The sequence below is a fragment of the Sphingomonas sp. Leaf343 genome, assembly GCF_001423765.1.
Lineage (GTDB): Bacteria > Pseudomonadota > Alphaproteobacteria > Sphingomonadales > Sphingomonadaceae > Sphingomonas.
Genome location: NZ_LMPG01000016.1, coordinates 57,318 through 79,277, shown reverse-complemented (window position 1 = coordinate 79,277; position 21,960 = coordinate 57,318). Strand labels below are relative to the sequence as shown.

Annotated in this window: 23 protein-coding genes; 16 read left to right on the top strand and 7 right to left on the bottom strand. The window is 67.3% G+C overall.

All coding sequences use genetic code 11. From position 1 onward, the window contains the following. Positions 1-25: 25 nt before the first annotated feature. Positions 26-1,411 carry a UdgX family uracil-DNA binding protein gene (locus ASG07_RS15770; RefSeq protein ID WP_055849112.1) on the top strand — a complete coding sequence of 462 codons (1,386 nt, stop codon included), beginning with the start codon at positions 26-28 and terminating at the stop codon, positions 1,409-1,411. Positions 1,412-1,460: 49 nt separating this feature from the next. On the opposite strand, the gene ASG07_RS15765 is transcribed toward ASG07_RS15770, so the two are convergent. Then, positions 1,461-2,273 (bottom strand): aldo/keto reductase, encoded by an 813-nt coding sequence (locus ASG07_RS15765; protein ID WP_055849108.1) that lies wholly within the window; start codon positions 2,271-2,273, stop codon positions 1,461-1,463. 74 nt (positions 2,274-2,347) lie between these two features. Between ASG07_RS15765 and ASG07_RS15760 the strand changes: the two genes are divergently transcribed. Beyond that, positions 2,348-2,983, top strand: coding sequence for a DedA family protein (locus ASG07_RS15760; RefSeq protein WP_055849105.1), 636 nt, complete (start codon positions 2,348-2,350; stop codon positions 2,981-2,983). A gap of 428 nt (positions 2,984-3,411) precedes the next feature. Here ASG07_RS15760 and ASG07_RS18100 read toward each other — a convergent pair whose 3' ends face one another. Next, the gene (locus ASG07_RS18100) at positions 3,412-4,323 is read right to left on the bottom strand and encodes a cold-shock protein (RefSeq protein ID WP_055849102.1); all 912 of its coding nucleotides are present in this window, start codon (positions 4,321-4,323) and stop codon (positions 3,412-3,414) included. Positions 4,324-4,568: 245 nt separating this feature from the next. On the opposite strand from ASG07_RS18100, the gene ASG07_RS15750 reads away from it, so the two are divergent. From ASG07_RS15750 to rpoN, 5 genes are all read left to right on the top strand, one after another. After that, positions 4,569-5,189 carry a ribonuclease D gene (locus ASG07_RS15750; RefSeq protein WP_055849098.1) on the top strand — a complete coding sequence of 207 codons (621 nt, stop codon included), beginning with the start codon at positions 4,569-4,571 and terminating at the stop codon, positions 5,187-5,189. Then, a complete protein-coding gene (lptC, locus tag ASG07_RS15745) occupies positions 5,182-5,820 on the top strand; it encodes an LPS export ABC transporter periplasmic protein LptC (protein WP_055849095.1) in 639 nt (212 codons plus the stop codon). Before ASG07_RS15750 ends, lptC begins: the two co-directional genes overlap by 8 nt. 5 nt (positions 5,821-5,825) lie before the next feature. After that, complete coding sequence (locus ASG07_RS15740; RefSeq protein WP_055849092.1) at positions 5,826-6,365, top strand: LptA/OstA family protein; 540 nt, start codon at positions 5,826-5,828, stop codon at positions 6,363-6,365. 115 nt (positions 6,366-6,480) lie between these two features. Next, positions 6,481-7,260 (top strand): LPS export ABC transporter ATP-binding protein, encoded by a 780-nt coding sequence (lptB, locus tag ASG07_RS15735; RefSeq protein ID WP_055849089.1) that lies wholly within the window; start codon positions 6,481-6,483, stop codon positions 7,258-7,260. A gap of 2 nt (positions 7,261-7,262) precedes the next feature. Further along, the gene (gene rpoN / locus ASG07_RS15730) at positions 7,263-8,723 is read left to right on the top strand and encodes an RNA polymerase factor sigma-54 (protein ID WP_055849086.1); all 1,461 of its coding nucleotides are present in this window, start codon (positions 7,263-7,265) and stop codon (positions 8,721-8,723) included. Positions 8,724-8,776: 53 nt separating this feature from the next. Here the strand turns inward: rpoN and hemA are convergent, their stop codons facing one another. Together hemA and murI are read right to left on the bottom strand one after the other, a co-directional pair. Continuing rightward, a complete protein-coding gene (gene hemA / locus ASG07_RS15725) occupies positions 8,777-10,057 on the bottom strand; it encodes a 5-aminolevulinate synthase (RefSeq protein ID WP_082474870.1) in 1,281 nt (426 codons plus the stop codon). Positions 10,058-10,135: 78 nt separating this feature from the next. After that, positions 10,136-10,933: a glutamate racemase gene (gene murI / locus ASG07_RS15720; protein WP_055849472.1), complete on the bottom strand. Its 798-nt coding sequence runs from the start codon at positions 10,931-10,933 to the stop codon at positions 10,136-10,138. A 100-nt stretch (positions 10,934-11,033) separates the two neighbouring features. On the opposite strand from murI, the gene plsY reads away from it, so the two are divergent. Genes plsY through ASG07_RS15705 form a run of 3 tightly spaced genes read left to right on the top strand, consistent with a single transcriptional unit; the run spans position 11,034 to position 13,047 of the window. Further along, the gene (plsY, locus tag ASG07_RS15715) at positions 11,034-11,636 is read left to right on the top strand and encodes a glycerol-3-phosphate 1-O-acyltransferase PlsY (protein ID WP_055849082.1); all 603 of its coding nucleotides are present in this window, start codon (positions 11,034-11,036) and stop codon (positions 11,634-11,636) included. After that, complete coding sequence (gene dprA / locus ASG07_RS15710) at positions 11,633-12,724, top strand: DNA-processing protein DprA (protein ID WP_236694744.1); 1,092 nt, start codon at positions 11,633-11,635, stop codon at positions 12,722-12,724. The genes plsY and dprA overlap by 4 nt, the downstream gene beginning before the upstream one ends. Next, a complete protein-coding gene (locus tag ASG07_RS15705; protein ID WP_055849079.1) occupies positions 12,721-13,047 on the top strand; it encodes a low molecular weight protein tyrosine phosphatase family protein in 327 nt (108 codons plus the stop codon). The genes dprA and ASG07_RS15705 overlap by 4 nt, the downstream gene beginning before the upstream one ends. 6 nt (positions 13,048-13,053) lie before the next feature. On the opposite strand, the gene ASG07_RS15700 is transcribed toward ASG07_RS15705, so the two are convergent. Then, positions 13,054-13,473, bottom strand: coding sequence for a BLUF domain-containing protein (locus ASG07_RS15700; protein ID WP_156361906.1), 420 nt, complete (start codon positions 13,471-13,473; stop codon positions 13,054-13,056). Positions 13,474-13,637: 164 nt separating this feature from the next. Here ASG07_RS15700 and ASG07_RS15695 point away from each other — a divergent pair, with 164 nt between their 5' ends. Then, positions 13,638-14,375 (top strand): Crp/Fnr family transcriptional regulator, encoded by a 738-nt coding sequence (locus ASG07_RS15695; RefSeq protein WP_055849072.1) that lies wholly within the window; start codon positions 13,638-13,640, stop codon positions 14,373-14,375. A 112-nt stretch (positions 14,376-14,487) separates the two neighbouring features. Beyond that, positions 14,488-17,058: a type I DNA topoisomerase gene (topA, locus tag ASG07_RS15690; RefSeq protein ID WP_055849068.1), complete on the top strand. Its 2,571-nt coding sequence runs from the start codon at positions 14,488-14,490 to the stop codon at positions 17,056-17,058. A 268-nt stretch (positions 17,059-17,326) separates the two neighbouring features. On the opposite strand, the gene ASG07_RS15685 is transcribed toward topA, so the two are convergent. After that, on the bottom strand, positions 17,327-17,623 hold the full coding sequence (locus ASG07_RS15685) for an SEL1-like repeat protein (RefSeq protein ID WP_055849065.1): 297 nt from the start codon (positions 17,621-17,623) through the stop codon (positions 17,327-17,329). 120 nt (positions 17,624-17,743) lie between these two features. Then, positions 17,744-18,586: a pantoate--beta-alanine ligase gene (gene panC / locus ASG07_RS15680; RefSeq protein WP_055849063.1), complete on the bottom strand. Its 843-nt coding sequence runs from the start codon at positions 18,584-18,586 to the stop codon at positions 17,744-17,746. A gap of 91 nt (positions 18,587-18,677) precedes the next feature. Here panC and ASG07_RS15675 point away from each other — a divergent pair, with 91 nt between their 5' ends. From ASG07_RS15675 to ASG07_RS15660, 4 genes are read left to right on the top strand one after another with little or no spacing between them, the layout of a single operon-like run. Beyond that, positions 18,678-19,496, top strand: a complete 819-nt coding sequence (locus tag ASG07_RS15675) for a division plane positioning ATPase MipZ (RefSeq protein ID WP_055849060.1) — start codon at positions 18,678-18,680, stop codon at positions 19,494-19,496. Beyond that, entirely contained in the window at positions 19,493-19,741 is a 249-nt protein-coding gene (locus ASG07_RS15670; RefSeq protein WP_055849057.1) for a molecular chaperone DnaJ, read from the top strand. Before ASG07_RS15675 ends, ASG07_RS15670 begins: the two co-directional genes overlap by 4 nt. After that, a complete protein-coding gene (gene pgmG / locus ASG07_RS15665) occupies positions 19,738-21,129 on the top strand; it encodes a phosphoglucomutase/phosphomannomutase PgmG (RefSeq protein ID WP_055849055.1) in 1,392 nt (463 codons plus the stop codon). The genes ASG07_RS15670 and pgmG overlap by 4 nt, the downstream gene beginning before the upstream one ends. A gap of 5 nt (positions 21,130-21,134) precedes the next feature. Further along, positions 21,135-21,899, top strand: a complete 765-nt coding sequence (locus ASG07_RS15660; protein WP_055849468.1) for a DNA polymerase III subunit epsilon — start codon at positions 21,135-21,137, stop codon at positions 21,897-21,899. Positions 21,900-21,960: the final 61 nt, after the last annotated feature.

Below are 21,960 nucleotides of genomic sequence, written 5' to 3'. Positions count from 1 at the left end.
TGCCAAGGGTTTAAAGGAGCTGCGAATGCGCGTGGTGACGTTGGATCAGCCGGACGATTTCGATGGCTGGCGCGATGCGGCGCGGGGTCTGGCCGCCGACGAGGTCCCGCCGGACGATGTCGTCTGGCAGGTCGGCGACGTCGCCACCGACCTGTTCGCCGGGGAAGCGGAGGCGCGGGCGGTGCCGGCATCGACCGGCTTCTCGGTGCCGCGGACCTTCATCGATCTCGCGCGCAGTGTCGTGCTGTCGTCCGAGCCGGAGCGGTTCGCGCTGCTCTACACGCTGCTCGCGCGATTGCGGCAGGAGCCCAAGCTGGTCGAGGACCGTGCCGACCCGCTGGTTCGGCGGCTGGATCGGATCGCCAAGGACGTGCGCCGCGATATCCACAAGATGCGAGCGTTCCTGCGTTTCCGGGAGGTCGAGGATGCGGAGGGGTCGCGCTATGTCGCGTGGTTCGAGCCTGATCATCACATCGTCCGCGCCAACGCGGCGTTCTTCGTCAATCGCTTCGCCAGCATGCGCTGGTCGATCCTGACGCCCGAGGTGTCGCTGCACTGGGACGGCGAGACGTTGCAGGAGGGACCCGGCGCGAACAAGGCGGACGCGCCGGAGGGCGATCCGACCGAGGAGGTCTGGAAGACCTATTACGCCAGCATCTTCAACCCCGCGCGCGTGAAGGTCGGCGCGATGCTGCGGGAGATGCCGCGGAAATACTGGAAGAACATGCCCGAAACGCAGCTGGTGCCACAGCTGATCGCGGGCGCGCAGGCGCGGGAGGCAAGGATGATCGAGACGGCGCGACAGGATGTCGGCGGCAACAGCATCGCCGCATGGGAGGCGTTGCGCGAGGAGGCGGCGGGCTGCACCCGTTGTCCGCTCTACAAGCCGGCGACGCAGACGGTATTCGGCGAGGGACCGGTCGATGCGGCGTTGATGTTCGTCGGCGAGCAGCCGGGCGATCAGGAGGATCTGGCGGGCAAGCCGTTCGTCGGACCGGCGGGACAGGTGTTCGACCGGGCGCTGGCGGCGGCGGGGATCGACCGCAGCCGCACCTACGTCACCAATGCCGTCAAACACTTCAAGTTCGAGCAGCGCGGCAAGCGACGCATCCACTCCAAGCCCGGCACGGGCGAGATCGACGCGTGCCGCTGGTGGATCGAACAGGAACAGATGCTGGTGAAGCCACAGGTGACGGTGGCGCTGGGCGCGACGGCGGCGCGGTCGCTATTCGGCAAGACGATGACGATCGGTCGGGAACGGGGGCGGGAGATGCGACTGCCGGACGGGGGCGCGGCGTGGATCACCGTGCATCCCAGCTATCTGCTGCGCCTGCCAGACGCAGCGCAGGCCGAGGAGGAGTTCGCGCGCTTCGTCGAGGATCTGAAGCTGGCGGGGGCGGCGTTGGGGTAGACGTCCCGTCGGGGCCCGCCCCTGTCCCGCTCGATCGGATCATCCGGCATCACATCTCGCGCGGGTCCGGTCCCAGCCGACCATCCGCCGTATCCATCGCGTCGATCGCGGCGATATCGTCCTCGTCCAGCGTCAGATCGGCAGCGGCGACATTGTCGCTCAGATGCTCCGGACTGGACGCCTTCGGAATGACGGAGAAGCCCTTCGCCAGATGCCACGCGATCACGACCTGCGCGGCGGATCGTCCGTGCCGGTCGGCGATCGACACGATAGCGGAATCGGACAGCAGGTCCTTGCCCTGACCGATCGGACTCCAGCTCTGCGTCACGATGCCATGTGCGTCGTGATACTCGCACGCCTCCCGCTGCTGGAAACGCGGATGAAGCTCGATCTGGTTGACTGCGGGGACCACCGCCGTCTCCGCCGCCAGCCGTTCCAGATGCTCGGGCAGGAAGTTGGATACGCCGATCGAGCGGGCCTTGCCGGCATCGCGCAGGGCGATCATCGCCTGCCATGCCTCGACGAAACGATCCTCGCGCGGCACCGGCCAGTGCATCAGGTACAGATCGACCGCGTCGACACCCAGCAGCGACAGGCTCTCGTCCAGCGCCGCCGCCGCATCGCCGTGGCGGTCGTTCCACAGCTTCGTGGTGATCCAGACATCGCCGTCCTCGCCGGTCTCGCCCTTGATCCCGTCACCGACGCCACGTTCGTTGCCGTAGATTGCAGCGGTGTCGACCAGTCGGAAGCCGAGATCGATACCCTTGCGCACCACCAAAGCGGCCTGCGGATCGGGGATTTGCCAGGTTCCCATGCCGAGTTGCGGCATGGAGCGGCCATCGTTGAGCGTCAGGTTGGTCATGCCGCGCTCAACCCCTGCGCGGAGCGGCCGGTTCCGATTGACCACCGGGGGGCGGACATCCTAGCGCGGCGGGCATGTTCGAGAAGATTCTGGGCGCGCTGGCCGCTTTCGTCATCTGGGTGATTTCCAGCGGTGGCTATGTCGGCATAGCCGCTTTGATGGCGATCGAGAGCGCGTGTATCCCGCTGCCGTCCGAGATCGTAATGCCGTTTGCAGGCTATCTGGTGTCGACCGGCCGGTTCGACCTGTTCTGGGCGGCCACCGCGGGCGCGATCGGGTGCAATATCGGATCGATCGTCGCCTATGAGGTCGGCAAGCGCGGTGGCAGGCCGCTGGCGGAACGCTGGGGCCGGTACATCCTGATCGGGCATGACGAACTGGACGCGGCCGACCGCTTCTTCGCCAAATGGGGATCGGCCGCGGTGTTGATCGGGCGGCTGTTGCCGGTGATCCGCACCTTCATCGCGTTTCCGGCCGGCGTGGCGCGCATGAAGCTGCTGCCGTTCCACATCTATACGTTCGTCGGATCGTGGCCGTTTTGCTTCTTCCTCGCGTGGATCGGCATGAAGCTGGGCGACCAGTGGAACAGCGACCCGCGTCTGAAGGCTGCGTTCCATCAGGCGGACCTTGCGATCGGGCTGGTGCTGGTGGCGCTGGTGGCGCTGTATGTCTGGCACCGCGTCCGGGGGATCCGGAAGAACCAGTCCTAGCGCGGGTTGTTCCGCGCCATTCGGGCGCATGACGCTCGATATACCGACGCCGCTTGCCTCCTCGTCATGCCGGGCTGGTCCAGGCATGACGGACCGTCGTTCGTCGGAGGTCTACGCCCGGGCGGAGCGAGAAACCTGTGCGGAACTCCTGTCCCAAGCGTGACGCGCTCGCCTCACGCCGACTGTTCCGGCTACGGCCGAACGACATCGTTGTGCTGCCTCGTGGTAGGCGATACTCGACTTCGATCACGATAAACGGCGGACGTCGGGAACCGCTATATTCCGTGCAGCTCGCCGAGTGCATACCCGACGCAGCGTATAGCCGCTGCAATCCTGCACCTCCGCCCCGGAAACACGAACGGCCCGCCCGGCGAATGCCGGACGGGCCGTGTCGTCAAGACCGATAGGCCGCAATCAGGTGATTGCGATCAGCTGCCCTGAGCGAGATTGACGGCGGCGTACTTGCCGCGACGATCGACCTCGATCTCGAACTGCAGGCGGTCGCCCTCGTTCAGGCTCGACATGCCGGCACGCTCGACGGCCGAGATGTGGACGAACGCATCGGGCTGTCCGTCGTCGCGCTGAATGAAGCCGAAGCCCTTCATCGCGTTGAAGAACTTGACGGTGCCAGTCGCCTTCTCGCCGGTCAGTTGGCGCTGCGGTGCACCACCGCGGTCGCCGCCGGCGCCGCCGAAGCCACCACGATCGCCACCCGGACGCGGGCCACGGTCGCCGAAGCCACCTTCACGCGGCTCGCGCGGCGGAGCGCGATCGGTGACGGGCATGGGCTCGCCTTCGATCTTCAGCTCGGTCGCCGAGATGCGGCCACCGCGATCGACCAGCGTGAAGCCGAGCGGCTGACCCTCTGCCAGACCACTCAGGCCGGCCTGCTCCACGGCGGAGATGTGAACGAACACGTCCTCGCCGCCGTCATCGCGCACGACAAAGCCGAAGCCCTTCTGCCCGTTGAAGAACTTGACCACGCCGGTACCCTCGCCGACGACCTGCGGGGGCATGCCGCGGCCACCACCGCCGCCGCCGCCACCACCGAAGCCGCCACCGCCGCCGCCGCGGAAACCGCCGCCGCCGCCACCGCCGCCGAAGCCGCTGCGATCACCGCCGCCGCTGAACCCGCCACCGCCGAAGCCGCCACGATCGCCGCCGCCGAAGCCACCGCCACCAAAGCCACCACCGCCGAAGCCACCACCGCCGAAGCCGCCGCGATCGCCGCCGCCGAAGCTGCTGCCGCCGCCGAATTCTTCGCCGCCGCCACCAAAACCGTCGCGCTTGTCGCGTCCACGCCCGCCGCGATTGCCGCGGCCGCCTTTATCGAAACCCATAAGCCCTGTTCGTCTTCCCGGTTCGCCCGTATGCATCCTCAAGAACCCGAGCGCCGGACGACGAACGAGGGGCCTTAGAGCGCGAAACCTATTGCGCCCACTTCGCGGCATAACCGATTCGCGCGACGCCTGCGAACAAAATCGTCAAATCCGGGGCCGGATAAAGCGTATACTTGCGTTCTGTGGCCCACTTGCCGACGTCGCGGCCCATTGAGCGTTCATTCCCCAGCCGCTACGGCATCGGCATGACCGTCCATTTCCACGAAGAAGACATCCCCGCCGGCCTGTTCGCGGATGCCGACAGCATCGCCGTGGATACCGAGACGATGGGCCTCATCACCCCGCGCGACCGGCTGTGCGTGGTGCAATTGTCGGACGGAGGACCAGATGAGCATCTGGTGCGGTTCGGCCCGGCCAGCGATTATGCCGCCCCTCATCTGAAGGCGCTGCTGGCCGATACGGGCAAGGTGAAGCTCTATCATTTCGGGCGGTTCGATATCGCCGCGCTCAGCCATTATCTGGGCATCGTCGCCGGGCCGGCATGGGACACCAAGATCGCGTCGCGCCTGATCCGGACCTACACCGACCGCCACGGACTGAAGGAACTGGTGCGCGAGTTGCTGGGGCAGGAATTGTCGAAGCAGCAGCAATCGTCCGACTGGGGCGGTCCGGAGCTGTCCGACGCCCAGAAGGAATATGCCGCGTCCGACGTACGCTACCTCCACCGCCTGCGCGCCGAACTGGAGAAGCGGCTGGTGCGCGAGGGGCGGATGACGCTGGCGCAGGCGTGTTTCGATTTCCTGCCGATGCGCGCCGAACTCGATCTGGCGGGCTGGCCGGAGCAGGATATCTTCGCGCATGTCTGAAGTGGCCCGTCGCGAGCGGACGGCGCGGGAGATCTGGGCCGCGCCGGGCAGCAGCCACGACAGGCTGGTCGCGATCGCGCGCGTCGCGCTGCCGATGTCGATCGGCGTGCTGGCGGCGTTTCTGGTGATGGCCCCGCTGACCGCGACCGGAGACGTGTCGTTCGTGCTCGACAAGAACAAGGTGGAGGTCGCCCGCGAACGGTTGAAGATCCAGACGGCGCGGTACAGCGGACAGGACACCAAAGGTCAGCCGTTCCAGCTCACCGCAGGCTCCGCGATCCAGAAAAGCTCCGCCGAACCGGTCGTGCGCCTCAACCAGTTGAAGGCAGGCATCCAGCTGGCCGACGGCCCGGCGCAGGTCGTCGCCAATACCGGCCGCTACGACATGGATACGGAAACCGTAAAGCTTGACGGGCCGATCGCGATGCGTGCGGCGGGCGGTTACAGGCTCGATACACACGATGCGACGCTGAACCTGAAAAGCCGGCAGATGCAGAGTCAGGGCGGCGTCAGCGGCACCGTGCCGCAGGGGAATTTCCGCGGCGACACGATGCGCGCCGACCTCGAAAACCGGACCGTCACGATCGACGGCAACGCGCGCTTGCGGATCGTGCCGAGAGGGGCGAGATAGCGTCGATGCGCGCCCTGCTTCCGCTCCTGATCCTGTCGTCGTCGCTGACCGTTGCCCCGGCGGGCGCACAGCAGCGGCATAACACCGATGCGCCGATCGATGTCGGGGCCGACCATATCGAATTGCAGGACAAGGCGAATCGTGCCGTGCTGTCCGGCAACGTGTCGGTGAAGCAGGCCGAGATGACGCTGAACGCGGCGCGGGTGACGGTCACCTATACGGGTCAGGTCGTCGGCGGGAACCCGCAGGTGTCGCGCCTCGACGCGGCGGGCGGCGTGACCGTGCGGAGGCCAGACCAGACCGCGAAGAGCCAGTACGCGATCTACGATCTCAACCGGCGCGTCATCACGATGCTGGGCGCGGTCACGCTGACGCAGGGGACCAACACGGTCAACGGCGGCCGCCTGACGATCAACCTCGATACCGGACGCGCGGTGGTGGACGGATCGTCGGTCGGCGGCAGCAGCGGAGCCCCGGGTGGCGGCACGACGCAGCAGCGTGGCGGTCGCGTGACGGGGACATTCTCGGTTCCCAACCGCAATTGATGCCCTGCCGGACGCGGAGGGGGTTCCCGTCCGCGTCCGCGTCGGGCATGCACGAACCCTGCCAAGCCGGCATCCGTTAACGGCCCGGTAACGAAGATTTGCGAGGCACCCGCCGATGGACGTCGCCACCCTGGCCCCCGAAATACCGCAGCCGATCGTGGAGGCGCCCGTGTCCGAGGGGCTGCAGGTGGTGTCGATCGCCAAATCCTACGACAAGCGCACGGTGCTGACCGACGTATCGGTGTCGGTCGCGAAGGGCGAGGTCGTCGGGCTGCTCGGACCGAACGGCGCGGGCAAGACGACGTGCTTCTATTCGGTGATGGGGCTGGTGAAGCCTGATTCGGGCCGCATCATGCTCGACGGCGACGACATCACCGGCCTGCCCATGTATCGCCGTGCGATCCTAGGCCTCGGTTATCTCCCTCAGGAGACGTCGATCTTTCGCGGCCTGTCGATCGAGAAGAACATCCTGACGGTGCTGGAACTGTCGGAACCCGATCCGGCGGCGCGGCAGGCGAAACTGGCTCGACTGCTCGACGAGTTCGGCCTGACGCGGCTGCGCGCGGCGCCCGCGATGGCGCTGTCGGGCGGAGAGCGGCGGCGGGCGGAGATCGCACGCGCGCTGGCGGCGGAACCGTCGATCATGCTGCTCGACGAGCCGTTCGCGGGCATCGACCCGATCTCGATCGCCGACATCCGCGATCTGGTGAAGGATCTGAAGCGGCGCAGCATCGGCGTGCTTATCACCGATCATAATGTCCGCGAGACGCTCGACATCGTCGATCGCGCCTACATCATCTACGACGGCCGCGTGCTGTTCACCGGATCGCCCGCCGAACTGGTCGCGGACGCGAACGTGCGTCGCCTGTACCTCGGCGAAGGCTTTTCGCTCTAATTATGAGTCTCGCGCCGCGCCTGGACCTTCGCCAGTCGCAGTCGCTGGTGATGACGCCGCAGTTGCAGCAGGCGATCAAGCTGCTCGCGCTGTCGAACCTGGAGATCGAAGGCTTCCTTGCGGAGGAGATCGAGAAGAACCCCCTGCTCGAAGCCGCGACCACCACCGAGGTCATCCGCCCCGAACCGGTCGAGCGCGAACCGGCCGCCGCCGACGAGATGGTCACCGGCGCGGTGCAGGCGGATGCGCCGGTCGACGTCGATTACGCGACCGAGAGCCACCAGCAGGATTCCATTTCGGACGGCGGAGCAGGCTTCGACGGCGCGCTGAGCCGCGGCGCGATGCCGGAGGACGGGCCGGACCTCGATTCGTTCGCGGACACGTCGCTCAGCCTCGCGGATCATCTGCTCTCGCAGGCGGGGCCGGCGGTGGCGGGGCCGGACCTGTTCCTCGCGCAGCATCTGATCGACCAGATCGACGAGGCGGGGTACCTGACCGCATCGACGCTGGAGATCGCCAACCGTCTCGGCGTGGCGCAGGCGCGGGTGGAGGCGGTGCTGGGCATCGTCCAGACCTTCGATCCGACGGGAGTCGGCGCGCGCGACCTGTCCGAATGTCTCGCGCTTCAGGCGAAGGAGGTCGACCGGTTCGACCCGTGCATGGCGAAGCTGATCGGCAATCTCGACCTGCTGGCGCGCGGCGAATTGACCCGGCTGAAGCGGATGTGCGGGGTCGACGACGAGGACATGGCGGACATGATCCGCGAACTTCGCGCCTACGACCCGAAGCCGGGGTGCCGCTATGGTGGCGAGCCGAGCCAGGCGGTGGTGCCCGACCTGTTCGTGACGCGCACGTCGGCCGGCTGGTCGATCGAACTGAACAGCGCGACGCTGCCGCGCGTGCTGGTCAACCGCCGCTATCATGCGCAACTGTCGCACGGGCCGCAGGACAAGGCGTCGAAGGCGTGGCTGGGCGACATGCTCGCCAGCGCCAACTGGCTGGTGAAGGCGCTCGACCAGCGGCAGCGGACCATCATCAAGGTCGCGACGGAGATCGTGAAGCAGCAGGAGGCGTTCTTCCGCCTCGGCGTCGCGCATCTGAAGCCGATGACGCTGGCGAAGGTCGCGGAGGCGATCGAGATGCACGAATCGACCGTCAGCCGTGTGACCAGCAACAAGTACCTGTCCTGCGCGCGCGGACTGTTCGAGCTGAAATACTTCTTCACCAGCGCGATCCAGTCTGCGGACGGCGGCGATGCGGTGTCGGCGGAGGCCGTGAAGAGCGCGATCCGCGCCCTGATCGCGAACGAGGGCGCGAAGATCCTGTCAGACGACACGCTGGTCGAGTTGCTCAACGCCAAGGGCTTCGACATCGCCCGCCGCACGGTGGCCAAGTACCGCGAGGCGATGGGGATCGGGAGTTCGGTACAGCGTCGGCGGGCGCGGACGCTCGAGGGGGGCTGAGGCTGCTGCCTCTCGCTCTCCTTCCTGAGGGGAGCAGAAGGGTAGCGCCGACCTCAGGCCGCCTTCTTCAGCTCCAGCCGGCTCCAGATTTCGACCAGCGCGTCGGTCAGTTCCTGCATCATCGCGGGGGTGTGAGTCGGGCCGGGGGTGAAGCGCAGGCGTTCGGTGCCGCGCGGTACGGTCGGGTAGTTGATTGGCTGCACATACGCGCCGTACTCGGCGAGCAGGATGTCGCTGATCCGCTTCGCCTTGATCGGATCGCCGACCATCAGCGGTACGATGTGCGTTCCGCCCAGCATCACCGGCAGGCCGGCATCGGCCATCATCGTCTTCAGCAGCGTCGCCGCCGCCTGCTGCCCCTCGCGCTCCGCAGTCGAAGCCTTGAGGTGGCGGACACTGGCGAGGACGCCAGCGACCAGTACCGGCGACAGGCTGGTGGTGAAGATGAAACCGGGGGCGTAGCTGCGAATCACGTCGATGATCGTGCGGCTGGCAGCGATGTAGCCGCCCATCACGCCGAACGCCTTGCCCAGCGTCCCCTCGATGATGGTCAGCCGCCCGGCGACGTCGTCCCGCTCCGAAATGCCGCCGCCGCGCGCACCGTACATGCCGACCGCGTGGACCTCGTCGCAGTATGTCAGCGCGTTGTACTTGTCCGCCAGATCGCAGATCGCGCCGATCGGGGCGATGTCCGCCTCCATCGAATACACGCTTTCGAACGCGATCAGCTTGGGCGCCGACGGGTCCTCGGCGGCCAGCAACTCTTCGAGATGATCGAGATCGTTGTGGCGGAAGATACGCTTCTCGCAGCCTGAATTGCGGATGCCCGCGATCATCGACGCGTGGTTCAGTTCGTCGGAAAAGATCACGCAGCCGGGCAGGATCTTCGCCAGTGTCGCCAGCGTCGCCTCGTTCGAGACATAGCCGCTGGTGAACAGCAACGCCGCTTCCTTGCCGTGCAGGTCGGCGAGTTCGCCCTCCAGATCGACATGATAGTGGGTGTTGCCGCCGATGTTGCGGGTGCCGCCGGAACCCGCGCCGACGTCGTGCAGCGCCTCCTCCATGGCCGCGATCACCTTGGGGTGCTGGCCCATCGCGAGATAGTCGTTGGAGCACCAGACGGTGATCGGCTTCGGCCCGTTATGGCCGGCGAAGCAGCGCGCGTTGGGGAACGCCCCCTTGTTGCGCAGGATGTCGATGAACACCCGGTACCGCCCCTCGGCATGCAGCCGGTCGATCGCCTGCGTGAAGACGTGCGCGTAATCGACGCGCGCCTCCGCGCCATGGCTGCCGGGGGCGGAGGTGAGTGCCGGAGCGAAAGAGGCCGGGGTCATGGCCCGGTCGTCTACGCCCCTCCGCAAGGTTTTTCCAGCGCGGAAGAACGAACGCACTGATCGGGTTTATGCGTGGTGTCAGAGCTGTTCGAGGATCGGCAGCCCGCGTGTCGCCAGCGTCGCGGCGATCGCGCGCTCCCGCTCGCCGATGCGGGTGAAGACGAGTCGGCCGGGCGGCGGCATCGCGGGCCAGTCCTGCCCGTCGGTCAGGAAGGCGATGCGGCGGGCGATACCGGGACCGCCATCGACGAAGCGCACGCCGGGCGGCACGACCGCCACCATATCGCCCTCCAGCAATGGGAAATGCGTGCAGGCGTTGACGATCACGTCGATCCGGTCGCCGCCGGGTTGACGGAACAGCCCGTCAAGTTCTGTGGCGATCGTGTCGAGGGGCGGAGCGGTGCCGGCCAGCGCTCCTTCCGCCAGCTCGACCAGAGCCGCCGACCCGTGGCGCAGCACCACGCAATCGCCCGCGAATCGCGCCGCGAGATCGTCGACATAGGGCTGACGCACCGTCGCCTCCGTGCCCAGCACGCCGATCACGCGCGTCCTGCTCATCGCGGCGGCGGGCTTGATCGCGGGCACCGTGCCGACGACGGGCAGGTCAAGCGCCGCGCGGACCACCGGCAGCGCAATGGTGGAGGCGGTGTTGCACGCGATCACCACCAGTCGGGGCCGGTACCGCTCCACCAGCCGTCCCAGCAGCGCCGGCACGCGCGCGGCGATCTCCGCCTCCGACTTGATGCCGTAGGGGAAGCCCGCCGAGTCGGCGACGTAGACGACCGGCGCGTTCGGCAGCAGCGTCAGCGTAGGCGCGACGACGGACAGGCCGCCGACACCCGAATCGAAGAACAGGATCGGGGCGGCATCGCTCATCGCCATCCCTTAGCGTCCCGGGGCTGGCGGTGCACGGCTGATCCAGATTAATGGACACCGTGCGTGAACGCGTTATGTTCCGTTTCATCAAGGGGGACGCTTGCAGACCCAAATCCTCTGGATCGCCCCGACACTGGCGCTCTTGCTCGGCTATGCGCTGGGTTCCATCCCGTTCGGGATCATCCTGACGCGTGTCGCGGGCGCGGGCGACCTGCGCCAGATCGGCTCCGGCAATATCGGTGCGACCAACGTGCTGCGAACCGGCCGCAAGGGGCTGGCGGCGGCGACCCTGCTGCTCGACATGGCCAAGGGGCTGGCGGCGGTGCTGATCGTGGAGGCGATCTTCCCGGGCGAGGGGCTGCTGGCGGGCGCAGCGGCGTTCGTCGGCCATTGCTATCCGGTGTGGCTGCGCTTTCGCGGCGGCAAGGGCGTCGCGACGCTGATGGGCATCGTGCTGGCGCTGCATTGGCCGATCGGACTGGTGTATGCGGTGGTGTGGCTGGGACTGCTGGCGACGCTGCGCATTTCCGCGGTCGCCGGGATGAGCGCGGCGATCAGCGCACCGGTCGCGGCCGCCCTGTTCGGACGATTCGATCTGGTGCTGCTGCTGATCGCGCTGGCGCTGCTGGTGCTGTGGAAACACGGCGACAATGTCGAACGGCTGCTGGCGGGCACCGAACCGAGGATCGGCCGGGCGAAGTGAGCCTGTTCACGGATACGGATCATGCGCGGCTGCGCCTGATCCGCACGCACGGGATCGGACCGATCGGCTATCGCCAGTTGATCGCGCGCTATGGCACGGCGGCGGCGGCGATCGAGGCGCTGCCGATGCTGGCGCGGCGCGGCGGGGGTCAGCCCCCGCGCGTGCCGTCCGCCGCAGACGTCGCACCGGAAGTGGAGCGGACGGCGCGGCTCGGCGCACGCTATCTGTTTCTCGGCGATGCCGATTATCCGATGCCGCTGGCGGAGATCGACAATGCGCCCCCTGCCCTGATCTGGCGCGGCGACCTGTCGCTGGCGGTGCGGCCCTGCGTGGCGATCGTCGGCGCGCGCAACGCATCGGCGGTGGCGTGCCGGTTCGCGCGGATACTGGGCCATGATCTGGCCGATCAGGGGGCGACGGTAGTATCCGGACTGGCGCGGGGCATCGACACCGCGGCGCATCAGGGCGCATTGGCGGCGGGCGGCACGATCGGCGTCATCGCCAGCGGCATCGACATCGTCTTCCCGCCGGAGAACGCGGAATTGCAGGAGACGGTGGCGACCCGCGGGCTGCTGCTGGCCGAACAGCCGCCCGGCACCGAGCCGCGGGCGCGGCATTTCCCGTACCGCAACCGCATCATCGCCGGCCTGTGCCAGGGCACCGTCGTGGTCGAGGCTGCGCCGAAATCCGGCTCGCTCATCACCGCGCGACTGGCAACGGAAATGGGGCGCGAGGTGATGGCGGTGCCCGGCAGCCCGCTCGATCCGCGTGCGCAGGGCTGCAACGGCCTGATCCGCGAAGGTGCGACCCTGGTTCAAAGCGCCGCCGACGTGCTGGAACTGCTGCGCCCGATCGATCCGCGCGCCGTCCGCTCTCCCGGCAGCGCCTATGTGCCGCCCCCGCCGGAGGATGCGAGCGATGCGGAGCGCCGCCGCGTGACCGACCTGCTCGGCCCCGTCGCGGTATCGATCGACGAACTGATCCGGCAGGCGGGGCTGTCACCGGCGGTGGTGCAGACGGTGTTGCTGGAACTGGAACTCGCCGGCCGCATCGAGCGGCACGCCGGCGGACGCGTGAGTCTGATGTGAAACGGTTCCTGTTCGTGTGCAGCCAGAATCGGCTTCGCAGTCCCACCGCCGAGCAGATCTTTGCCGGCCGCGACGGAATCGACGTGTCGTCAGCCGGAACCAACAACGATGCGGAAAATCCGCTATCGTCCGAACTGGTCGCATGGGCCGACACGATCGTCGTGATGGAAAAGGCGCACCGCGCCAAACTGCGCCAGCGATTGCAGCGTGCCCTGAGCGGCAAGCGCATCGTCTGTCTCGACATTCCGGACGATTATGCGTTCATGGACCCCGCGTTGATCCGTCTGCTGGAAATCAGGATGGCGCGACACCTGCCGGGATGAGCGAATCTACACCGTCCCCAGCCCCGACAGATCCTGCATCACCGCGATCAGCGCATGCGCGGCGGCGGCGCGGTCTGCCGCGGGGCGGTCGGGAGCGAGCGGTGCGAGTTGCGCTTCAATGAAATCCTCCGGGCCGCTGTACGCCATCGTCCAGCCGGCGAACTGGCGGTGGCGGATGCTGCGGTCGAGGATGACGTCGATCCGGGTATGACGCGGATCGCGGCGGATCTTGCCCATCAACTCCGCGATGGCCGGCAGGGGCCCCTCGATCACTTGCGCGAAATGCTTCTCGGTGAACATCAGCGCACCGGTGACGCCGACATCAGCGTTCCAGCGGCGCGACCAGTCGACGATGTCGTGGACCCGCGACTCCTCCACCGGCAAGACCAGCGTACTGACACTGACGTAGAAGATCGAGCGGATCATCGTAGCGCCTGTATCATCCTGCACGAACAAGGCGGAATGATGTCACAAGGCCTTTGCCAATCGACTAACACAATCATATGTAAGGGAATTTAAAGCGAAATTAGTCGCACTTTACCAACCGTAGCCGATCCCTCCCGATGGGCTGCGGACGAGGAGCAGCGATCATGATCGAGCAACGCAGCAATCTGGGACCCTTCGTGCGGGCCCTGAAGCGGCGATTCGTCATCGATGCGGCGGATGCGGACGCCGTACTGGCGTTGCCGCACACGCTGAAGCTGGTCGATGCCGGTCGCTACATCATCCGCGAGGGCGACCTGCCCGGCCACTGCATCATCCTGTTGAAAGGGGTGGCTTCGCGGCACAAGACGATGGGCGACGGCACGCGTCAGGTCGTCGGCCTGCATATGGAGGGGGAGCCGATCGACCTTCATTACGCGATGCTGTTTCCGTCGGTCGACAATGTCCAGGCGTTGACGCCGGTGGAGGTGGCGCTGGTGCCGCATCGCGCGATGCTGGACCTGATGCACTCGCGTCCGGCCGTCGCCGATGCGATCTGGACGGACAGTCTGGCGGGGTCGTCGGTGTTCCGGGAGTGGATCGCCAATGTCGGACGGCGGGGAGCCTATACGCGACTGGCGCACCTGATCTGCGAAATGGCGCTGCGACAGGGGGCGGACATCAGCACGGGGGCATGCTCGTTCTACTTGCCGCTGACGCAGACGGACATGGCCGACGCGCTGGGCCTGACCAGCGTCCACGTCAACCGCACGCTGCAGGCGCTGCGCCGTGAGGGGCTGGTCGAGACGAAGGCGCGGTGGGTGAAGATACCCGACTGGACCGCGCTGGCGGATGCGGGCGATTTCTGCCCACGCTATCTGCAACTGTCGCGCGAGCACGCCTGACGCTTTAGGTGCAAAGGTCTGGCAGGTCCCGGGGTTGGCAGGTCGCAAGGTTGACGGGGGTGGCGAGGCTCTCCACCCTCGCGCGTACACGTAAGGATCGTACAGAGCCCCCATGCAGCTTGTCATCGTCGAATCGCCCGCCAAGGCCAAGACCATCGAGAAATATCTGGGCTCGGACTACCGGGTCCTCGCCTCCTACGGCCATGTCCGCGACCTGCCGCCGAAGGACGGATCGGTGAATCCCGACGAGGGGTTCGCGATGGAGTGGGAAAACTACGCGGACAAGGCGAAGCAGCTCAAGGCGATCGCGGATCTGGCGAAAACCGCGGACCGCCTGATCCTGGCGACCGATCCCGATCGCGAGGGAGAGGCGATCAGCTGGCACGTGCAGGAGGTGCTGAGAAACCGCAAGGCGCTGCCCAAGGACGTGCAGCGGGTGACGTTCAACGCGATCACCAAACAGGCGGTGACGACCGCGATGGGCCAGCCGCGCGAACTGGATAACGACCTGATCGATGCGTACCGCGCACGGCGGGCGCTCGACTATCTGGTCGGGTTCACGCTGTCGCCGGTGTTGTGGCGCAAACTGCCCGGCGCGAAGTCGGCGGGGCGCGTGCAGTCGGTGGCGCTGCGCCTGATCGTCCAGCGCGATCGCGAGATCGAGGCGTTCAAGTCGCAGGAATATTGGTCGATCACCGCGCAGATGGAGCAGGACGGCACGCCCTTTACCGCGCGTCTGGTGCAGTGGGACGGCAAGAAGCTCGACCGGCTGTCGATCGGTGCGGAGGGCGATGCGCTGAAGGCGAAGGCCGCAGTCGAGGACGGCCGCTTCTCCGTCCAGACCGTCGAGACGAAGCCGGCGGGTCGCAATCCGCCGCCGCCGTTCACCACCTCGACGCTGCAACAGGAAGCCGCGCGCAAGCTGGGCTTTTCCGCCGACCACACGATGCGGATTGCGCAAGGGCTCTACGAGGACGGCGCGATCACGTACATGCGGACCGACGGCGTGCAGATGGACGGCAGCGCCATCTCCGCGGCGCGGCTGGCGGTCGCGAACCGCTATGACGCCAGCTACGTCCCGGACAAGCCGCGCCAGTACCAGACCAAGGCCAAGAATGCGCAGGAAGCGCACGAGGCGATCCGGCCGACCGATTTCGGCAAGGACAAGGTCGGAGGCGGCGACCATGCGCGGCTGTACGACCTGATCTGGAAGCGGGCGCTCGCCAGTCAGATGGCGTCGGCGCGAATGGAGCGCACGACCGTCGAACTGGCGGACGGCACCGGCCGCAACATATTGCGCGCCACCGGTCAGGTCGTGCTCTTCCCCGGCTATCTCGCGCTCTATGAAGAGGGCACCGACGACAGTGCCGACGAGGACGCCCGCCGCCTGCCGCGCATGAAGGACGGTGATGCCCCCGCGAAGAAAGCGGTCGACGCGGAGCAGCATTTCACCCAGCCGCCGCCGCGCTTTTCCGAGGCGTCGCTGGTCAAGCGCATGGAGGAACTCGGCATCGGCCGCCCCTCCACCTACGCGTCGATCATCAAGACGCTGAAGGACCGCGCCTATGTGCGGATCGAGAAGAACCGGTTCTTCGCGGAGGAATCCGGCCGGCTGGTGACCGCGTTCCTGGAGCGGTTCTTCGAGAAATATGTCGGCTTCGACTATACCGCCGAGCTGGAGGAGGAGCTGGACGACGTGTCCGGTGGCCGTGCCCAGTGGCAGGCGGTGCTGGAAGCATTCTGGCGCGACTTCAAGCCGCGCACCAGCGAGGTCATGGAGCAGCAGCCGTCGGCGATCACCGCCGAACTGGATCAGTTTCTGGCGCCGTATCTTTTCCCGCAACAGGCGGACGGGGGCGATCCGCGGCTGTGCCCCAATTGCGGCGCGGGGCGACTCGCGCTGCGCGGCGGTCGATTCGGTGCGTTCGTCGCCTGCTCCAACTATCCCGAGTGCAAATATACGCGGCGATTCGCACAAGGCGGCTCGGCGGATGAAGACTCGGGACCCGAGACGCTGGGCAACGATCCCGAGACGGGCCTGCCGGTGGAGCGCAAGTCCGGGCGATTCGGTCCGTACATCCAGCTCGGCGAGGGCAAGGAGGCGAAGCGCGCCTCGATCCCCAAGGACGTCGACCTCGATCTGGAATGGGCGCTGAAGCTGCTGTCGCTGCCCCGCACGGTCGGCACGCATCCCGAGTCGGGCGAACCGATCACTGCCTCGATCGGCCGCTATGGTCCGTATCTGGCGCATTCGGGAAAGTACGCGCGCCTGCAATCGACTGCTGACGTCTTCGAGACGGGCATGAACGCCGCCGTCGTCAAGCTGGCGGAAGCGGCTGCGGGTGGTGGCCGCCCTCAGCGGGGTGCCGCGCGAGCGCCGTTGAAGGAACTCGGCAAACATCCGCGCACCGAGCTTGAGCTGAAGCTGATGGAAGGCCGCTACGGCGCGTACGTCACCGATGGCGAAACCAACGCGACCTTGCCCAAGTCGATCACGCCGGACCAGTTGACCCTGGAAGAGGCGGCGTTGCTGATCGACGCCCGCGCTGCGGCGGCCCCGAAGCCGAAGAAGAAGGCGGCGGCCAAGAAGGCACCCGCGAAGAAGCCGGCCGCGAAGGCAGGGGCGGAGAAAAAATCGGCCGCGAAGAAGGCACCGGCGAAGAAGAAGGCGGCAGCGGAGTAGGTTACCCCGGGCGGCCTCGAAGCGTTACACCCGCTTGGCGAAGGCCGGGGTCCATCTGCCGCTGATCGTGTGAGACTCGGGAACGCTGGCCAGACTGGACCCCGGCCTTCGCCGGGGAGGAGAATGGGGGCGCTCGCGCTATCAAGCGCCACAGCCCGGCACGATGTCGCCCGCCGCCCGTGCTCCCGCGAAGGCGGGAGTAAGGGGTACTTGGACAGCCGCCGGTAGCCCGACCACTGCATTCCCGCCTTCGCGGGAATTCGACGGTTCAGGCTGCCAGCCGCCGCGTCGTGCCCAGCCACGCCCGCGCCGCCGCCTGTGCGGTGGCGATCTCCCGCGCCGTCATGTCCTCGGCCACTTCGGCCCGCGCGTCCTGTGCGGCGGAGAAGCCGGACACGGCGGCGAGGTTGAACCATTTGTGCGCCTCGATCAGGTCGACGGCGACGCCGGACGTGCCGGTCTGGTAGCAGATGCCGAGATCGTACAGCGCATCGCCGTCGCCGGCGGCGGCATCGGCGATCCGGCTTTCGATCAGGAATTGCGCACTTTTGAAACTGTTGCCCATTGCTGGCCCCTTCGCTGCAAACCGTTGCAGGTGATGAGAGTGGTTTGGGGGGCAACGCCTTCTCAAATGGTTAACGGCTTAACCTCGTTCGATTTGCAGCACGTTAGCTATTCTTGACCGTCAATTCGGTTCGATCGCGATGTTGTCGATCAGCCGCGTCTGTCCCATCCGCGCCGCCGCCAGCAGCCGGCGGGGCCGGTCGGCGGCGGGATCGGGTGCCAGCGTCTCCGCATCCGCCAGTGCAACGTAATCCACCACGAAGCCTGCCGTTTCCAGCGTCGCCGTCGCATCGGCCAGTGCCGCAGCGGGATCATCCCCCTTGCCGATCGCGCGGGCGGCGATGCCCAGCGCCCGCGGCAGCGCGACCGCCTTCGCGCGCTCCCCCTCGTCGAGGTAGATGTTGCGCGAGGACAGGGCGAGGCCGTCGTCGTTGCGCTGCGTGGGGACGCCGACGATGTCGATATCGATATCCAGATCGGCGACGAAGCGACGGATCACCGCCAGTTGCTGGTAATCCTTCTCGCCGAAATAGGCGGCGTCGGCGCGGGTCTGGTTGAACAGCTTGGTCACCACCGTGGCGACGCCATCGAAGTGACCGGGACGCGCCGCACCGTCGAAATGCTCGCTGACGCCCGCCACGCTGATATTCGTCGCGAAGCCCGCCGGGTACATGACCTCCACCGGCGGCAACCACAACAGGTCGCATCCCGCCTCCGTCAGCAGGCGCGTATCCGCCGCCTCGCGCCGGGGATAGCGGCCGAGATCCTCGTTCGGGCCGAACTGCTTCGGGTTGACGAAGATCGACGCCACCACCTTCGTGCCGGGCCGCCGCGCCGCCTCGACCAGCGCCATATGGCCGGCGTGGAGCGCGCCCATCGTCGGCACCAGCGCGATCCGCGCGCCCTCCGCCCGCCATTCGCCGAGCACCGCACGCAGGTCGATCAGGTCGCGGACGGTGCGCACGGGAAACTTCCTCTCGAAACGGGGGCCGGGGGCTTCTATGGAGGAGAGGACCAACGATCAACACCAACGCGCAACAGGGGGGAACCCGGCATTGACCGCTGGCCCACATATCATCGTCTTCGCCAACGAAAAGGGCGGCACGGGGAAGTCGACGACGGCTGTCCACGTCGCGATCGCGCTGGCGGCGAAGGGCGCGCGCGTGGCGTGCTTCGACCTCGATCATCGCCAGCGTACCGTCGGCCGTTATCTCGACAACCGCGCCGAGACGATGCGCCGTCGCAGCGTGGAGCTGCCCATGCCGCGCCATGCCACGCACGACGGCACCAGCGAGGCGTTCTTCGAGGATAACTGGCACCAGCTGGCAGAGGGGTCAGACTTCCTCGTCATCGACACGCCGGGGCGCGACGATCATTTCGCACGCACTGCCGCGACGCTGTCGAACACCTTGGTCACGCCGATGAACGACAGCTTCGTCGATTTCGACCTGATCGGGCAGGTCGATCCCGATACCTACAACGTCACCCGGCCCTCCTTTTACTCGGAGCTGATCTGGGACGCGCGCAAGCAGCGGGCGCGGGCGGACGGCACCACGATCGACTGGGTCGTGCTGCGCAACCGGCTTCAGCATATCGAGGCGCGCAACATGCGCCGCGTGTCGGACGCGCTGGCGCAACTGTCCAAGCGCGTCGGCTTCCGCATCATTCCGGGGCTGGGTGAGCGCGTGATCTATCGCGAGCTGTTCCCGCAGGGGCTGACGATGATCGACAGCCGCGAATTCGGCGCGATGGGGCTGGCCCATGTCGCCGCGCGGCAGGAACTGCGCGAGATGATGGCGGCGCTGCAACTGCCCGAGATCGGCCCCGTCGAACCGGAACTGCCGGGCGTGAGCATCGGCGAGGAAGCGGCGTGAAATTCCTGATCGCCGTCCTCGTCATCTGGGTGGTCTGGACGTACCTGAAGCCCAGCGGCAAGCGGCGCATGGCCGCCGACGAGGCGGAGGCGCGCGCGGTGCTGGGCGTCGGCCCCCGCGACGGCGCGGACGTGATCCGGGAGGCGCATCGTCGGCTGCTGTCGGGGGTGCATCCCGATCGCGGCGGATCGGTGGAACTGGCGCGGCGCATCAACGCGGCGCGGGACCGGTTGCTGAAGGGGTGAGTCACCGCTTCCATCCCACGATCCTGCGCGAATACGACATGCGCGGCGTCGTCGGCGAAACCTTGTTCGAAGCGGACGCGCGAGCGCTCGGGCGAAGTTTCGCGACCGTGCTGCGCCGTGCGGGCGGCAGGCGTATCGCGGTGGGCCGCGACGGGCGGACGAGTTCGCCGATGCTGGAGTCGGCTCTGGTCGTGGGACTGGTCGCCGGCGGCGTCGACGTGGTGCGGATCGGTATCGGCCCCTCGCCGATGCTCTATTATGCGGAGGCGGTGCTGGACGTCGATGGCGGCATCCACGTCACCGGCAGCCATAATCCGAAGCAGGACAACGGCTTCAAGATGGTTCTCCAGCGCCGCGCTTTCTTCGGCGAGGATATCCAGACTCTGGCCGGGCTGGCCGCGTCCGGCGACTGGCTGGAGGGGCGCGGCACCGTCACCGACGTCGAGATTTGCGGCGACTATGTCCGGCGACTGATGGCGGGCTATGGCGGCGGGGCGTACCGCATCGGCTGGGATTGCGGCAATGGCGCCGCCGGGCCGGCGGTCGAGACGCTGGCCCGCGTGTTGCCGGGCGAACATCACCTGCTGTTCACCGACATCGACGGCGATTTTCCGAACCACCATCCCGATCCGACGATCGAGGCCAATCTGGCTGACCTGAAGGCGCTGGTCGCGCGCGAGGGTCTCGATTTCGGGTTGGCGTTCGACGGCGACGGCGACCGGATCGCGGCGGTCGATGCGCGCGGGCGGACGATCTGGGGCGACCAGATCCTCGGCATCCTCGCCGAACCGCTGCTGCGCGAACTGCCCGGCGCGACGATCGTCGCCGACGTGAAATCGGGTCAGGCGCTGTTCGATCGCATCGCAGAACTGGGCGGCACGCCGCTGATGTGGAAGACCGGTCATGCGACGCTGAAGTCGAAGATGCTGGAGACGGGCGCGCCACTGGCCGGCGAAATGTCCGGCCACCTGTTCTTCGCGCAGGATTATTACGGGTTCGACGACGCGCTCTACGCGGCGGTACGGCTGATCCGCGCGGTGCATCTGTCCGGCCGCTCGCTCACCGAACTGGTCGATGCGATGCCCGCGGTGGAGCGGACGCCCGACCTCCGCATCCCCGTCGCCGAAACGCGCACGGTCGCGATCGTCGCGGACGTTCGGGACCGGTTGATCGCGCAAGGCGTGGCGGTGGACGAGACCGACGGCGTGCGGGTGACGAGCGACACCGGCTGGTGGCTGCTGCGCGCGTCCAACACGCAGGGGGCGTTGACCGTGCGCGCGGAAGCAGCGGACCGCCCCGCCCTGCTGCGGCTGCTCGGCGAGGTCGAGGCGTCGCTCGGCGACAACGGCATCGACATCTCGCTTTCGGGCCTGCTTGCCCCCACATGACGCGCATGGCCTCCCGTCCGCAACCGACCCTGATCCGCGTCATCGATCTCGAAACCACCGGCAACGCCCCGCCCGCCCACGGGGTGTGCGAGGTCGGCTGGCAGGATGTGGCGCAGGGTCCCGACGGGCGCTGGGAGTTGTACGGCGAGGGTGGCAACATCCTGGTCAATCCCGGCCGCCAGATCCCGCCGATCACGATGGCGATCCACCACATCCGCAACGAGGATGTCGAGGAGGCGCGCTGGTGGCATGACGTCGCGCGGCCGGTACTCGATCCGTGGCCGCGCCGCGTCGCGCTGGCCGCGCATCGCGCCAGTTTCGAGGAGCAGTTCTGCACGCCGTCGCTGACCCACGGCGCCGACTGGATCTGTACGTGGAAATGCGCGCTCAGGCTGTGGCCGGACAGCCCGAGCTTTTCCAATCAGGTGCTGCGCTACTGGCGCAATCCGGAGGGGATGATCCACGAACGTGGCCTGCCGGTGCACCGCGCCTTCCCCGACGCCTATGTCACCGCCCACCACCTGCGCGACCAGCTGAACGAGGCCTCTGTCGCGCAGTTGATCCAGTGGTCGAAGGAGCCGGGCCTGCTGCCGCGCGTCCGTTACGGCCCCGATCGCGGCAAGGAATGGCGTGAAATCGAGGAGGAGAGCCTGATCGGCTTCCTGACCGATCGCGATCCCGACATCCGCTTCACCGCGGAAACCGAAATGGCGCGCCGACGCGGCGGCGGCCATATCGGCCGCATGACGCCGCAAGACCTGCTGCTGTAACGCTGCTCCGTCGTAACGCCCTTCGCCATAACGGTAGCGTACCAAAGGGTGGCGTTTGCGC